Origin of the sequence: uncultured Xylophilus sp. (genome assembly GCA_913776965.1) — a bacterium.
Classification (GTDB): Bacteria; Pseudomonadota; Gammaproteobacteria; order Burkholderiales; family Burkholderiaceae_C; genus Xylophilus.
In genome coordinates, this window is record CAJYQL010000063.1 from 101,613 (window position 1) to 115,642 (window position 14,030).

The window sequence follows — 14,030 nt, forward strand, 5'->3', positions numbered from 1 at the left end:
GGGCCGGCCGCCGCGGCTGGCATGATCGCGGGTTCGACTGTTCGCCGCCTCTTCCGTGCCATGACCGATTCCGTATCCGACGCCGCCGCCCTCGCCCCCGACGCCTCCGGCGCGCAACCGCTCGCGTCCGCTGCACCGGACACGGCGCCCGCGGCCGTATCCGACGCCGCGCCCGCAGCCGAAGGCCCGGGCCAAGACGCACGGCCTCGCCGGTCCGGCGGTCGGGGCGGCCGCGGCGGCAAGCCCCGCGCAGGTGGTGCCCCGGCGGCCGCACCTGCTGCCGGCCCGCGTGCCGGACGCCCGGTGCCGCCGGCGCTGGAACAGCTCGCCGCGCTGTATCCGGCGCTGTTCGGCGCAGATTTCCTGCCGCTCAAGCGCGGCATCTTCCAGGACATCCTGGCCGCGCATCCCGATGCCTTCGCCCGCGACGCGCTGAAGGAAGCCCTCGGCCAGCACACCCGGTCCACCCGCTACCTGCAGTCCGTCGCCAACGCCCGGCCGCGCCACGACCTGCAGGCGCAGCCGGTGGAAGACCTGGCGCCGGAGCATGTGCACCAGGCGATCGTCGAGCTCTGGCGCCGGCGCCTGCAGCGCACGCCCGCGGCCGAGCAGGACGCCCTGCGCAGCCAGTGGCGTGCCCGCGTGGTGCGGGCCTACGAGGCCTCCGGCCTCGACCGCGACACCTATGCCGAGCGTGTCCGCACCCGCGATGCCGCCGCCGGCGCGCTCCTCGACGAGGCGCTGGCCGAAGCGGGCGAGCGCGCGGCCAAGGACGAGGCGCTGCTGCGGGCCTTCGAGGCGGGCCACACCACCGTCGAAGCCTTCGCCGAGATGTACGGGCTCGATCCGCGGCAGGCCGCGCAGCTGGTCGAGCGGGCCCGCCGCCGGCGCGACATCGCCGCCCGCGCTGCGGCCGCTGCCAGGCAGGACGCACCGCCGGCAGACGCGCCTGTCTCCGACGCCGACCCGGCCTGACAGGGCCCGGCGGGCCTGCCGGGCGTGGCACCGTCCGGAAGGTCCGCAGGGCGCGGTTACAGCGGCTTGCGCGGCGGAAGGGCGCTCTGCCGAGAATGGCGGCCCGTTCCATCCTCGCCTGTCAGGAGCCGCCATGCCTTCGTCCTTCCGTCTCGCGCCGTCCCTGTGTGTCCTCGCCTTCGCCTGCCTCGCCGGCAGCGTGTCGGCCCAGCCGGCGGGCGCCGTGCCGGCCCTGCAGCCGCAGGGTGCCGGCCGCTGGGTCTGCGGCGGCATCGGTTCCGACGAGTCCACCGCCTTCCGGGCGGCAATGAAGCAGCATCCGCTGTCGCTGCTGTTCGCCCGGGCTTCTGGCGACTACTTGGCCGACGTGCAGGTCACGGTGAAGAACGCCCAGGGTGCCGACGCACTGTCGGGCACCGCCCGCGGCCCGGTCTGCCTGATCGACCTGCCCGCCGGCCGCTATACCGTCGAGGCGACGGTCGAGGGCAAGACGCAGCGCCACACCGTCACCGTCGGCGGCACGCCGGCGACGGCCGACTTCCGTTTCTGACCGGCCCTGCGCCCGTGCGTATGCGGGCAGTGCGTCAGGCGTGCGCCTGCAGCGCCGCCTCGATGTCGGTCGTCAGATGCTCGGGCTTGGCCGCTGGCGCATAGCGGCGGATCACCCGGCCGTCACGCCCCACCAGGAACTTGGTGAAATTCCACTTGATCGCCTGGGTGCCCAGCACGCCGGGCGCCGCCGCCTTGAGCCAGACGAACAGCGGATGCGCACCGTCGCCGTTGACCTCGACCTTGGCCATCACCGGGAAGTCGACGCCGTATTCGCGGCTGCAGAAGGCGCCGATCTCGGCATCGGTGCCCGGGTCCTGGCCGCCGAACTGGTTGCAGGGGAAGCCGAGCACCGTCAGGCCCTGGCCGCGGTAGCGCTGGTGCAGGGCCTGCAGTCCGGCGAGCTGCGGCGTGAACCCGCAGGCACTGGCGGTATTGACGACCAGCAGCACGTCGCCGGCATAGCGGCCGAGCGGCACGGGTGTGCCGTCGATGGCACGGGCTTCGAAATCGGCGAGAGTGGTCATCGGGACGGACAGGTGAGCAGCAGGAGCCGGCCATCCTAGCCGGTCGGGCCCGCTGCGGCACGCCGGGACGCGACGGCGCCCCAGGCGGCCGCGAGCACCACCATCGCCCCGCCGACGGCGACGTGCGGCGTCATCGCCGCCGCACCGAGCGCCACCGCCGACGCCGCGGCGAACACCACCTCCGACAGCATCACCAGCGCGGTCCGGTGCGCCGGCAGACGGGCGGCGCCGTACTGCAGCGCCACGTTGCCGGCCAGGAATCCGGCCGCGAGCGCCAGGGCCGGAAGCACCCAGCCCGGCGACCAGGCGGGCGGTGCCGCGACCGTGCCGGCGGCCGTCGCGACGGCGGCGATAGTGGCCGCGGTGGCGAGCCCGCCGGCGAACATGGCGAGCGTGCGGGCGGCGTCCGGCGTGTCGCGCAGCCGGCGCAGCAGCACGTTGTTCAGGGCGAAGCACAGTCCGCCGGCCAGGCCGAGCAGGTCGGGCAGCGAACGGGGCAACGGCCAGCCGGTGCCGGGCGCATGCAGCACCACCGCCACGCCTGCGAGGCCGAGCACCATCCGGCCGAGCGCCGCGGCATCCGGGCGTTCCCCGAGCAGCGGCCACGCCAGCAGCACCATCCACATCGGCATGAGATAGAAGAGCAGCACCACCCGCACCACGTCGCCCTGGGTCACGCCCCAGTTGAAGCAGGCGTTGGTCAGGCCCGCCGTGAGCGCCAGCAGCCACAGGCCGGGCCGCCGCAGGAACGGGCCGAGCGCACCGGGCCGCCACACCAAGACCGCCGCGAGCGCCGGCAGGTAGACCACGGCCGTGGCCCAGAGCGGATGCAGGCCCTGCGCCTCGAGCAGGCGGAACGGCCACCACGACACGCCCCAGACGAAGGCGTTGAAGACGAGCGCGAGATCGGGCACGGGCAGGTTCGCGGATAGAGGATGCAGCACTGCCGACGGCGCGGCGCCGCGGCATGCGCCGGCGCCCGGGCGCTCAGTGGTGGTCGTCGTGCCGCGCGATCTGCAGCAGGTGCTCGACTTCTTCCGGATGGTTGCGCAGGTTGCTCTGGTGCCAGCGCTGGATCAGCCACATCATGCCGGCCACCACCACGCCGAAGGCGGTGATCGCGCCGAACGCCGACAGGCCGAACTTGGTGGAGATGCTGTAGAACGCGCCCAGGCCCAGGATGCAGGCCTGTTCGTTGAAGTTCTGCACCGCGATCGAGCGGCCGGCTCCCATCAGGTTATGGCCACGGTGCTGCAGCAGCGCGTTCATCGGCACCACCAGGAATCCGCCGATGCCGCCGAGCAGGATCAGGAAGGGCGCGGCCACCCAGACGTTGGTGATGACGTTCATCAGGATCACCAGCAGGCCCATCGCGATGCCGAGCGGGATCACCCGGGTCGCCATGTCGAGCCGCATCCGCATCGACGCCACCACTGCGCCCACGGCAGTGCCGATCGCCACCACGCCGACCAGCGAGGAGGCCTGCGTGGTGCTGTAGCCCAGCGCCGCCGCGCTCCAGGCCAGCACGATGTAGCGCAGGTTGCCCGAGACGCCCCAGAACAGCGTGGTGGTGGACAGCGAGATCTGGCCCAGCTTGTCGCGCCACAGCCGGGAATTGCAGCTCCAGAAGTCCGGCAGCAGTTCGAGCGCGTTGCGCAGCACGCTGCGGTTCGGGTCCTTGCGCATCGGCCGCATCTCGACGCCGGTGTGCGGGATGCGGGTGTTGAACCAGGCCGCGATCGCATAGACCACGATCAGCACCAGGATCGCGGCCTCCGGCGGCGAATCGATGCCGGTGTCGATGAACGGCAGGTCGAAGCCGAGCAGTAGCCGCGACGCGTGGTAACCCACCAGCTGGCCGCCGAGCAGCACGCCGAGGATGATGGAGCCGATGGTCAGCCCCTCGATCCAGCCGTTGGCCTTGACCAGTTGGGATGCGGGCAGCAGTTCGGTGAGGATGCCGTATTTGGCGGGCGAATAGGCCGCGGCGCCCAGGCCCACGATCGCATAGGCCATCAGCGGATGGGTGCCGAACAGCATCATCAGGCAGCCCACCACCTTGATGGCATTGCTGACGAACATGACCTTGCCCTTGGGCAGCGCATCGGCGAAGGCGCCGACGAAGGGCGCGAGCACCACGTAGAAGAGCGCGAACATCGGCACCAGCGCGGCGCGCTGCCATTCGGGTGCGCCCCCGGTGCGCAGGAGTTCGACGGCAGCCACGAAAAGCGCGTTGTCGGCCAGCGACGAGAAGAACTGCGCCGACATGATCGTAAAGAAACCGCGCTTCATCGATAACTGTCTGGCCGGCCGTGGATGCCGGCAAAGAAGAGGAGGGGGTTGCTTCGACGCTGGAGAAGAGGTCGGTTTATAGCATGGGGGTTTTTGCTGCGCCGCGGCATGTCCGACTGCGGCGCGAGGGCCCGTCAGGCGACCCCGACACTGCCAGAATGGCCGGTCCATTCTCCGTGTATCCGCAGGCCCTGCATGCCCCGTCCGATCCTCGCCACCGTCCATCCCGAAGCCCTGCGCCACAACCTCGACCGGCTGCGCCGCGCAGCCGGCGATGCGCGGGTCTGGGCGGTGGTGAAGGCCGATGCGTACGGCCACGGCATCGCGCGGGTGTTCGATGCGCTGCGCGCGGCCGACGGCTTCGCGCTGCTCGATCTGGACGAAGCCGCACGGGTGCGCGCACTGGGCTGGCGCGGGCCGATCCTGCTGCTCGAAGGCGTGTTCGATCCGCGCGACCTGGAGTTGTGCTCGCGTCTCGACCTCTGGCACGTGGTGCACGGCGACGCGCAGATCGACATGCTCGCGGCCCACAAGACCCAGGTGCCGCACCGCGTCTTCCTGAAGATGAACAGCGGCATGAACCGGCTCGGCTTTCCGGCCGAGCGTTTCCGTGCGGCCTGGACGCGGCTCGATGCGCTCCCGCAGGTCGACGAGATTTCGCTGATGACGCATTTCTCCGATGCCGACGGCCCGAAGGGCATCGACGCGCAGATGGCGGTGTTCCAGCGGGTGACCGAAGACCTGCCGGGCGAACGCAGCGTCGCCAACAGCGCGGCGCTGCTGCGCCATGGCCACGACGCCGCGGTGCAGGGCGACTGGGTGCGGCCCGGCATCGCCCTCTACGGCAGCGCACCGGACGCGCCGCTGCACGATGCGGCGCGCTGGCAGCTGCAGCCCACGATGACGCTCGCGACCCGCCTGATCGGCCTGCAGTCGCTCGCGGCGGGCGAGACGGTCGGCTACGGCTCGCGCTTCACGGCGCCGCAGCCGATGCGCATCGGCATCGCCGCCTGCGGTTATGCCGACGGCTATCCGCGCCACTGCGATACCGGCACGCCGGTACTGGTCGACGGAGTACGCACCCGGCTGGTGGGCCGGGTGAGCATGGACATGGTGGCGATCGACCTCTCGGACGTGCCGCAGGCGGCCGTCGGCAGCGAGGTGGTTCTGTGGGGCCGGTCGGCCGGCGGCACGGTGCTGCCGATCGACGACGTGGCCGCGGCTGCCGGCACCGTCGGCTACGAGCTGATGTGCGGCGTGGCGCCGCGGGTACCGCGGGCCGAGCCGACGGGCTAATCACCAGCCGGCGATCCGGCGAGCCTGCATTCCGTCTATCGCCCTTCTTGACCTTTCGCACTTTCACCGGAGCGTCTTCCATGGCCATCGACCGTATCCGCCCCGCGGGCCGCCGCACCTTGCGCTGGCACGGGGCGGCGCTCGCGGCCTGGGCGCTGATGGTCGGTCTGCTGGTGGATCTGCTGCTCCTGCATGGGCTGCACGTCCACACGATGGCCCTGCGCTATGCGGCGGGTGCCGGCGCGATGTACTTCTTCGGGTTCCTGCTCGGCGGCTGGTGGTACGCCCTGTGGTGCGCGCGGCGCGACCGCCGGATCGATACCTTCCTGCAGCACGCCACTCCAGCCGAACGCGCCGACTATGAAGCCGAGCGGCAAAAGAAATCCGAGTACGGCGAATGGCTCGACGGTCTGCCCGACCTGGGCGCGATGGACGATCCAGTATCGATCGTGCTGGGCCTGATCGGCCTGGCCCTGGCGGCCATCGGCCTGTTCTTGGTGGCGAGCTGGCTGCCGCTGCTCGCAGCCGACGCTGTGGCGGGCTATCTGGCGGAGATCGTGCTGGAGTTCGTGATCGGCGCGGCGTTCTATCGCCATGTGGCGAAGCCCCGGCCGCTGGACGCGTACTGGGGCTTCATGCTGCGTCGGACTGGGCTCGTCGGCCTGTTGGTCATCGTGCTAGCCGGTGCCGCAGGGCACGTGGTGCAGGGCTTCGCGCCCGATGCCCGGACGCTCGGGCAGGTGCTGCGCGCTGGCCGCTAGGCCGCTGCGCAGCACCCGTCGATCAGGCCAGTGCCTTGTGCTGGTCGCGCAGGGCCTTGATCTGGTCGTGGTTCTTCTGCACGCCCTGCAGCTGGCGCTCGACCAGTGCACGCACCGGTGCCGGCAGGTCCTGCTTGGCGGCCTTGCGGTAGGCGGCCAGGGCGCTGTCCTCGCCACGCTCGGCTTCGTCGAGCAGGGCCTGGTCGGTGGAGGTGCTCAGCACGCTGCGCACCGAGACCCAGCCGCGGTGCAGGGCACCGGCGACCGAGCCGCTGTCTTCCGGCTTGCCGCCGTGGGCGGCGACTTCGCGCTGCAGTTCGGACACGGCGCCCTGGATCTCGTCGGCGCGGCGGCTGAAGGTCTGCTTCAGCGCCGGCGACTTGGCCTCCTCAGCCAGCGAACGGAAACCATAGGCGCCGTCCAGCGAGGTTTCGATCAGGTCGTTGAGGGTGTCGATGGTGTCGTCGCGATCTGCCATGAGAGAACTCCTTGAAGATTGGATGGATACGGCATCGGGGCCGCTGGGTTCTCATCTTGGTGCGACGGCATCGGCATCCTGTCGGCAGTGCGACCGAACAGGTGTAGGACAGCCGATGCGCGCATCCGGCACCGTCCGCCGGCTGCAGGTTCAGCGGAAGAACGCGTAGGCGATCGCGATGGCCGCGACGATGCCGGCGCCGTCGGCGATCAGTGCGCATGCCAGCGCATGGCGGGTGTGCTTCAGGCCGACGCTGCCGCAGTAGACCGCCAGCACGTAGAAGGTGGTCTCGGTCGAGCCCTGGATGATCGCGGCGAGCCGGCCGGCGAACGACGCCACGCCGTGCGTCTGCAGCACGTCCACCATCAGCCCACGCGCGCCGGCGCCCGACAGGATCTTCATCAGCCCGACCGGCAGCGCGGGCAGGAAGGCGGTGTCGAGGCCCAGGCCCCGCACCGCCGCGGCCAGTGCCGCCATCACCGCATCCATGCAGCCGGCCGCGCGGAACACCGCGATCGCGGCCAGCATGCCGACCAGGTACGGCACGATCTGCACCGCCACGCCGAAGCCTTCCTTCGCACCGTCGACGAAGGCTTCGTAGACCGGCACGCGGCGCCAGGCGCCGGCCGCCAGGAAGGCGACCACCAGCGTGAAGATGCAGCCGGCACCTGCCAGGCCCGCGACCCGCGCGGCCGTCTCGGGCGGCAGGCGCGCGAGGCCCGCCATCGTCGCCAGCACTGCCGCCACCACCGCTGCGAGCGGCAGCAGCAGGCGCGGCTTCCACAGCGGCAGCCGCTGCCAGACCGCCACCGCCAGCAGGCCCGCGAGGCAGGAGGCGAGCGTCGCCAGCAGCGTCGGCAGGAAGATGTCGGCGGCATTGAAGTTCTGCACGCCTTGGCGCAGGGCGATGCTCTGCCGGATCGCGATCACCGAGGTCGGGATCAGCGTCACGCCGGCAGTGTTGAGCACCATGAACAGGATCTGCGCATCGGTCGCGGTGCCGGGGCGCGGGTTCAGCGTCTCCAGCGCGCGCATCGCCTGCAGGCCGAGCGGCGTGGCCGCGTTGTCCAGGCCGAGCAGGTTGGCCGAGAAGTTCATCGTCATCGCGCCCTGGGCCGGATGGCCGGCGGGCACACCGGGGAAAAGCCGCCGCAGCAGCGGCGCGGCTGTGCGGGCCAGCGCGTCCACCATGCCGGCACGCTCGCCGACCTTCAGGATGCCGAGCCACAGCGCCATCACGCCGGCGAGCCCGAGGGAGATGTCGAACCCGGTCTTCGCCGCCTCGAACAGTGCGGCCAGCAGCCGGCCGAAGACGTCGAGGTCGCCCTGCGCGAGGCGCACGCAGGCGGTCGCGAAGGCGGCGACGAAGAAGCCGAGCCAGACGAGGTTCAGCACCATCGCGCAGCGGGCGGCTCAGCCGCGGCGGACACCCGCCAGCAGCGCGGCCGCCGCGACGAACAGCGTGCCGAAAGTGCGCTGCACCGCCCGGACCTGGCGCGGGCTGCGCAGCCGGCGCAACAGCCGTGCGGCCAGGCCGGCATAACCGGTCATGATCGCCGCCTCGGTGATGCCGAGGGTCGCGCCGATGGCCAGGTACTGGGCGGCCAGTGGCGCACCGGCATCCAGGAACTGCGGCACCACCGCGAGCAGGAACACCGTGCCCTTGGGGTTGAGCGCATTGACCGCGAAGCCGCGGCCGAACAGCCGCCGGCCCATGCCGGACGCGGTGGACGCGGAGTCGGCGGCCGGCATCAGCGATGCCGCCGGGGCACGCCACTGCTGCACGCCGAGCCACAGCAGGTAGGCCACGCCCGCCCACTGCACCGTCTGAAACGCGACGGCCGAGGCCGCGATCAGCGCGCCGAGCCCGGCCCCGACGATCGCCACCTGCGTCCACAGGCCCGCCACCAGGCCGGCCGTCAGCGGCACGGCGCCGCGTGCGCCGCCATGCTGCAGGGCGGCGCTCATCGCGGCGACGGCCGCCGCGCCCGGTGACAGGCTGATCGCCCAGGCGGCAGCGAAGAAGGTGAGCCAGACATGAAAATCCATGGCCGGCATTGTCGTCCAGCGCCTGCCGGCTCCTGCCCGTTTTGCCCGTCCTGCCTGTTCCGCATCCCCCACCTCCACCGCCGATGACTGCGCCGCACCCGATCGTTCCGCCCCAGCTTCCCGCCACCGACGCCGAGGCCCGCGCGTGGATCGCCGCGGTCGACGCCCGCACCGCGCATCACGGCGTGATGGTCGACGGCGCGCGCGTCGTGTTCCGCTGTGTGGGCGAAGGCCCGCCGCTGGTGCTGCTGCACGGCGGCCACGGGTGCTGGCTGCACTGGGTCCGCAGCCTCGATGCGCTGGCCCGCACCCGCACGCTGTGGCTGGCCGACATGCCGTCGTACGGCGACTCCGCCACGCTCGCCGACCCGCCCACGCTCGACCGGCTGGCAGCGGCCGTCGCCACCGCGATCGACGGCCTGCCGGGCCTGCGCGGCGTGCCGTTGGACATCGCCGGCTTCTCCTTCGGCGGGCTGGTGGCGACGCATGCCGCGGCGCTGCGGCCGGCGGTGCGCAGCCTCGCCTGCATCGGCGTGGCCAGCCACGGCCAGCCGCGCCGCGAAATGCCGACGATGCAGGACTGGAAGGCGATCGACGACCCGGCCGAGCGCGACGCCCGGCTGCGCCACAACCTGGGCGCGCTGATGCTGCACGATCCGGCCCGCATCGACGCGCTGGCCTTGGCGATCCACCGCAGCGCCTGCGAGCGCACCCGCTTCCGCAGCGCCGGGTTCGCCCGCCGGCCGCTGCTGCAGCCGGCACTCGACCGGCTGTCGGCCCGCGGCGTGCCGGTGCTGCTGGCCTGGGGCGCACACGACGTCACCGGCGATCCGGAGGTCGTCGGGCCGCTGCTCGCGCCGGCCGGCACGCATCGCCGCTGGGCCGTGCTGCCCGATGCCGGCCACTGGGTGCAGTACGAGAATCCCGAGCCGCTGCACGCCCTGCTGCTGCCGTGGCTGGACGCACCGACGGCCTGAGGGCGCAGCGCCGCTCAGGCCGTCGGTTGGGGAGTAATTTGAGAAGAAAATCGTGCTTATGCGCAGGTGGTGCCTGCGCATAATGCTATCGATTCAGGAGCAATCAGCGGCCCTGTTCGCCCACGAAGATCTCGACGCGACGGTTGCGTGCGCGGCCGTCGGCGGTGTCGTTGCTGGCGATCGGCTGGCGCGAACCGCGGCCTTCGATCGCGATGCGGCGGCTGTCCACGCCGCGCATCGCCAGGTAGTCGCGGGTGGCGGCGGCGCGGTCCATCGACAGCGGGTCGTTGATCGCGTCGGAGCCGGTGCTGTCGGTGTGGCCGACGATGCGCACTGTCGCGCCGGGGTTGTTCTGCAGTCCGGCGGCGAAGCGGTCCAGGATCGGCGCGAAGTTGGACTTCACGTTGGCGCGGCCGGTGTCGAACGAGATGTCGCTCGGGATGTCGAGCTTCAGCTGGTTGTCCGAGGTCTGCGACACGCCGATGCCGGTGCCGCGGGTGGCGGCTTCCATTTCCTGCTTCTGGCGCTCCATGCGCTGCGACCAGATGTAGGTGCCCAGGGCGCCCACGCCGGCCCCGATCACCGCACCGGCGCCGGCATTGTTGCCGGTGGCCGCACCGATGGCGGCACCGCCGAGCGCACCGGCGCCGGCGCCGATGGCGGTACGGCGCTGGGTGTCGGACATGTTCATGTCGGCGCAGCCGGTGACGAGCAGGACGGCAGCGGCGCTGCCGGCGAGGATGAGCTTCTTCATGGAGTGGGTTTCCTTGTCGCTGGATGTGGAAGAAAAGCGGCCCTGAGAGGGCCGCCGTTGTTGCAAATCCATTATTCGAAGCCGCACTGCCGAAACGGTTTCTCCATGTAAACCGCCCTGTGCCGGCCCTTCAGTGCGGGGGCAGCGGCGGTTCGCCCGCGCGAGGGTCGGAGATCGGCGCCGGCGGCACGATCGGGGCCGGCGGTGCGGGCGGTGGTGCCGCGTCAGACGGTGCAGGCGACGGTGCAGGGGCGGGCGGCGAGGGTGGCGGCGTGAGCAGTTCGCCGCGGCGCCGGCCGGAGAACATCGTCCACCAGACGATCCCCACCAGCACCACCAGCGCCAGCAAGGCTTCGAGCAGAATCAGGACCATGACACAACGACTCCTGCAGGTGGTGGCGACGGCCTGCATTGTAGGAATGCTCGCGGCCTGCACCGGGGCGCCGCCGGCCCTGCCGCCGCAGGCCGCACCGACGGCGCCGCCGGCCGCCACCGCTCCGACGCCGGCCCCCGCGCCGGCTGCGGCGATCCCCACGCCGGGCCAGGGCAAGAGCCGCTGGGTACCGGTCGGCTGGAACGAGCTGCCGGGCTTCGCCAACGACAACCTGTTCGAGGCCTGGAACGCCTGGATCAAGAGCTGCGAGCGGCCGGGCCCGGCCTTCGCGTCGCTCTGCGCCGAGGTGCGGCGGCTGTCGATCGCCGGCGCCGATGAGCAGCGGGCCTGGATGACGCAGCGGCTGCAGCCCTACCGCATCGAGGCCGCCGACGGCAACCCCGACGGCCTGCTCACCGCCTACTACGAGCCGGTCATCCCCGCCAGCCGGCTGCCCGGCGGCGCATTCACCGTGCCGCTCTACAAGGCGCCGGCGGGGCTCGCAGCCCGCCGCCCGTGGTTCAGCCGCCAGCAGATCGAGACGCTGCCCGAGGCCCGCGCCGCGCTCGCCGGCCGCGAGATCGCATGGCTCGCCGATCCGGTCGAGGCGATGGTGCTGCACATCCAGGGCTCGGGCCGGCTGCGCATCGCCGAACCCGACGGCACGACCCGCACGGTGCGGCTCGCCTACGCCGGCACCAACGACCAGCCCTACCGCAGCATCGGCAGCTGGCTGCTGCAGAACGGGCTGACGCGCGACGCGACATGGCCCGGCATCCGCGCGTGGCTGGCGCAGAACCCGCAGCGGCTGAACGAGTTGATGTGGACCAACCCGCGCTACGTGTTCTTCCGCGAGGAGCCGCTCGAAGGCCTGGACGCCAGCTTCGGCCCGCGCGGCGCGCAGGGGGTGGAGCTCACGCCCGGCCGCTCGATCGCGGTGGACCGCACGAGCATCCCGTACGGCACGCCGGTCTGGCTGGTCACGCCCGGCCCGCAGGCGTCGCTGCAGCGGCTGGTGATGGCGCAGGACACGGGGTCTGCGATCGTCGGCGCGGTGCGGGCCGACTTCTTCGTCGGCTGGGGGGCCGATGCCGGCGAGATCGCCGGGCGGCTCAAGCAGGGACTGCGGCTGTGGGCGCTCTGGCCCCGCTGAGGCTGGGTCAAACACCGCAGACGTCACAGGCCGTTCCGGACACCGTCCGTCACGCCTGCGCGGGCCGCCACGTCTACGCTCCAACCCATCGCCACCGACCGCTCCTTTCCACCATGTCCGCCCTGCACCGCAGCCGCCGTTTCCTGGTTCCCGTCGCCGCCACCGTCCTGCTGCTCGCCGGCTGCGGCACCGACCGCTTCCTGAGCGGCGCCGTGCGCTACAGCTGCGACAACGGCGTGCAGGTGACGGTGCGGCCGGACGGCAGCGCCGTCGTGCGCAGCGGGCGGGGCGAGGATCTGCTGCTGCGCGATGCCGGCGGGGTCGGGCCGCTGCAGCAGGTGTTCAGCAATCCGCAGATGCGCTTCGAGACCGGCCTGGGCGCCGCCGGCACGCGGGGCCGCATCGAAGGCATGGTGCCCAACCGCAATGCCGGGTGCGTCCGCACCGGCGGGGCGCTGCCGCAGACGATGATGGCGCCGTACACGCCGCCGCAGTCCTGAGAAACGGCCGTCGGGAGGGCGGTCCGGGCGCCAGAGGCGGAGCTGTACCGTCGCCGCTTCGGGAGCGACCGCCAGCAAGGCGAGGTCGACTTAACCGAGCGAGTCACGGCCGCTGTGTCCGGATGTCACCGAACCGTCATGGTGCCTGACTAAGGTGCGAGGGTTTCCGGGAGTCCGCTCCCGCTTTCCCCACGATCCACAGGTACCTGCGCAATGCATGACGCGAAGATTTCGTCCGCTCCCCTCGGCTTGCCCGCCATCGATCCCGATGACATCGGCCACAACACCAGCGCCAATCCCAGCTTCAACGACCTGATCGCGCCGCGCCTGTCGCGCCGCGGCCTGCTGCGGGCCGGCTTCGGCACCGCCGGCGCCGCGATGCTCGGCAGCGTGTCGCTCACCGCCTGCGGCGGCGGTGGCGACGGCGGCGGCGACCAAGCCCCGCAGAACCTGACGCTCGGCTTCAACCCGGTCGCCAAGAGCCTGGCCGACGCGGTCGTGGTGCCGGCCGGCTACACCGCCACCGTGCTCTACCGCCTGGGCGACCCGATCGCCGCCGGCGTGCCCGAATACCGCAACGACGGCACCGACGCCGCCACCACCTACGACCGCCGTGCCGGCGACCACCACGACGGCATGACCTACTTCGGCCTCAGCGGCAACGACCTCTGGGAGCCGGCCAACGCCGGCCGCGGCCTGCTGGCGATGAACCACGAGGCGATCACGCCGACCTACCTGCATCCCACCGGCCAGACCACCAGCGGCACCGGCAACGCGCAGGTCCGCACCGTGCCCGAGGAAGTGCTGCGCGAGTTCTACCTGCACGGCGTCAGCGTGATCGAGGTGGCGCGCAACAACGGTGCCTGGGCCTACAACCGCACGTCGCGCTTCAACCGCCGCGTGCACACTCTCACGCCGATGACGCTGTCCGGCCCCGCCGCCGGCACCGCCGCGATGGTCACCAAGTACTCGCCGCAGGGCACCGCCACCCGCGGCACGGTCAACAACTGCGCCAACGGCACCACTCCCTGGGGCACCTACCTCACCTGCGAGGAGAACTGGGCAGGCTACTTCCGCCGCGTCACCGCCACCGACAACGCCGCCCGCACGGCCAAGGAGCTCGTGTCGCTCAACCGGTATGGCGTGGCCGGCAACGGCCGCGAGCTGTGGGCCACCGTCACGCCCGACACCAGCGACAACCTGTATGGCCGCTGGAATGCCCAGGTCACCGGTGCCAGTGCCGCCGACGATTTCCGCAACGGCCCCAACACCTATGGCTGGGTGGTGGAGATCGACCCCTTCAACCCGCTCTCGACGCCGCGCAAGCGCACCGCCCTGGGCCGCTT

16 protein-coding genes are annotated in these 14,030 nt (G+C 71.9%); 8 read left to right on the top strand and 8 right to left on the bottom strand.

Translation table 11 applies throughout. The features are described 5' to 3' along the window. Positions 1-60 precede the first annotated feature (60 nt). Together QZ500_RS09560 and QZ500_RS09565 are read left to right on the top strand one after the other, a co-directional pair. Positions 61-975 (top strand): ProQ/FINO family protein, encoded by a 915-nt coding sequence (locus QZ500_RS09560; protein ID WP_295854294.1) that lies wholly within the window; start codon positions 61-63, stop codon positions 973-975. A 133-nt stretch (positions 976-1,108) separates the two neighbouring features. Beyond that, positions 1,109-1,525, top strand: coding sequence for a carboxypeptidase-like regulatory domain-containing protein (locus QZ500_RS09565; RefSeq protein WP_295854297.1), 417 nt, complete (start codon positions 1,109-1,111; stop codon positions 1,523-1,525). Positions 1,526-1,559: 34 nt separating this feature from the next. Here the strand turns inward: QZ500_RS09565 and QZ500_RS09570 are convergent, their stop codons facing one another. The 3 genes from QZ500_RS09570 to lplT all read right to left on the bottom strand — a co-directional run bounded on the left by QZ500_RS09570 (position 1,560) and on the right by lplT (position 4,343). Next, a complete protein-coding gene (locus QZ500_RS09570) occupies positions 1,560-2,051 on the bottom strand; it encodes a glutathione peroxidase (RefSeq protein WP_295854300.1) in 492 nt (163 codons plus the stop codon). Positions 2,052-2,086: 35 nt separating this feature from the next. Continuing rightward, positions 2,087-2,965, bottom strand: a complete 879-nt coding sequence (locus QZ500_RS09575) for a DMT family transporter (protein WP_295854303.1) — start codon at positions 2,963-2,965, stop codon at positions 2,087-2,089. Positions 2,966-3,038: 73 nt separating this feature from the next. After that, complete coding sequence (gene lplT, locus QZ500_RS09580; protein ID WP_295854305.1) at positions 3,039-4,343, bottom strand: lysophospholipid transporter LplT; 1,305 nt, start codon at positions 4,341-4,343, stop codon at positions 3,039-3,041. A gap of 195 nt (positions 4,344-4,538) precedes the next feature. Here lplT and alr point away from each other — a divergent pair, with 195 nt between their 5' ends. Both alr and QZ500_RS09590 read left to right on the top strand, forming a co-directional pair. Further along, positions 4,539-5,639: an alanine racemase gene (gene alr, locus QZ500_RS09585; protein ID WP_295854309.1), complete on the top strand. Its 1,101-nt coding sequence runs from the start codon at positions 4,539-4,541 to the stop codon at positions 5,637-5,639. 80 nt (positions 5,640-5,719) lie between these two features. Next, a complete protein-coding gene (locus QZ500_RS09590) occupies positions 5,720-6,400 on the top strand; it encodes a hypothetical protein (protein WP_295854312.1) in 681 nt (226 codons plus the stop codon). A gap of 22 nt (positions 6,401-6,422) precedes the next feature. Here QZ500_RS09590 and QZ500_RS09595 read toward each other — a convergent pair whose 3' ends face one another. The 3 genes from QZ500_RS09595 to QZ500_RS09605 form a co-directional block, all read right to left on the bottom strand. Continuing rightward, positions 6,423-6,878 (bottom strand): PA2169 family four-helix-bundle protein, encoded by a 456-nt coding sequence (locus QZ500_RS09595; RefSeq protein WP_295854315.1) that lies wholly within the window; start codon positions 6,876-6,878, stop codon positions 6,423-6,425. Positions 6,879-7,028: 150 nt separating this feature from the next. Then, on the bottom strand, positions 7,029-8,276 hold the full coding sequence (locus QZ500_RS09600) for a nucleoside recognition domain-containing protein (protein ID WP_295854318.1): 1,248 nt from the start codon (positions 8,274-8,276) through the stop codon (positions 7,029-7,031). A gap of 15 nt (positions 8,277-8,291) precedes the next feature. Next, complete coding sequence (locus QZ500_RS09605) at positions 8,292-8,927, bottom strand: LysE family transporter (protein WP_295854320.1); 636 nt, start codon at positions 8,925-8,927, stop codon at positions 8,292-8,294. Positions 8,928-9,010: 83 nt separating this feature from the next. Between QZ500_RS09605 and QZ500_RS09610 the strand changes: the two genes are divergently transcribed. Beyond that, a complete protein-coding gene (locus tag QZ500_RS09610; protein ID WP_295854323.1) occupies positions 9,011-9,904 on the top strand; it encodes an alpha/beta fold hydrolase in 894 nt (297 codons plus the stop codon). 103 nt (positions 9,905-10,007) lie between these two features. Here the strand turns inward: QZ500_RS09610 and QZ500_RS09615 are convergent, their stop codons facing one another. Continuing rightward, the gene (locus tag QZ500_RS09615) at positions 10,008-10,658 is read right to left on the bottom strand and encodes an OmpA family protein (protein WP_295854325.1); all 651 of its coding nucleotides are present in this window, start codon (positions 10,656-10,658) and stop codon (positions 10,008-10,010) included. 130 nt (positions 10,659-10,788) lie between these two features. Continuing rightward, positions 10,789-11,031 carry a hypothetical protein gene (locus QZ500_RS09620; protein ID WP_295854342.1) on the bottom strand — a complete coding sequence of 81 codons (243 nt, stop codon included), beginning with the start codon at positions 11,029-11,031 and terminating at the stop codon, positions 10,789-10,791. On the opposite strand from QZ500_RS09620, the gene QZ500_RS09625 reads away from it, so the two are divergent. From QZ500_RS09625 to QZ500_RS09635, 3 genes are all read left to right on the top strand, one after another. After that, entirely contained in the window at positions 10,964-12,184 is a 1,221-nt protein-coding gene (locus QZ500_RS09625) for an MltA domain-containing protein (protein WP_295854339.1), read from the top strand. The two genes, QZ500_RS09620 and QZ500_RS09625, sit on opposite strands and share 68 nt — an antisense overlap. 113 nt (positions 12,185-12,297) lie before the next feature. After that, positions 12,298-12,684, top strand: a complete 387-nt coding sequence (locus tag QZ500_RS09630; protein WP_295854328.1) for a hypothetical protein — start codon at positions 12,298-12,300, stop codon at positions 12,682-12,684. A gap of 213 nt (positions 12,685-12,897) precedes the next feature. Beyond that, positions 12,898-14,030: alkaline phosphatase PhoX (locus QZ500_RS09635; RefSeq protein WP_295854329.1), on the top strand; the 1,133-nt coding region annotated here is incomplete at its 3' end.